Consider the following 265-nt stretch of genomic DNA (forward strand, 5'->3'; position numbering starts at 1 on the left):
GCACGATTAAATTATCATTACTGCTTTCATTATACCTTGCCTGGGAAGATATCGCTGCGCCACCTATTATTATTCCTTTAGGGATTGGACTTTTAGTCTGGTCATCAGACATTAAACCTAATGAGCCAAGATCAGATTCCGCATGAGAATAAAGACAGAATGATAATGTTAATATTGAGGTGCAGATAATATATAGAGATTTCATTCTCTCCGCCTTTTGGTCAACGATGCTGTTTAAACATTAAAATGCATTCACACAGATATG

1 pseudogene is annotated in these 265 nt (G+C 36.2%); it reads right to left on the reverse strand.

What is annotated here, in order from left to right:
• Positions 1–205 (reverse strand): annotated as a pseudogene (locus WFP70_RS26600) (MipA/OmpV family protein); the annotation flags it as partial.
• Positions 206–265 lie beyond the last annotated feature (60 nt).

The sequence above is a fragment of the Pantoea sp. USMM079 genome, from assembly GCF_037153115.1.
In the GTDB taxonomy this organism is placed as follows: Bacteria; Pseudomonadota; Gammaproteobacteria; order Enterobacterales; family Enterobacteriaceae; genus Pantoea; species Pantoea communis.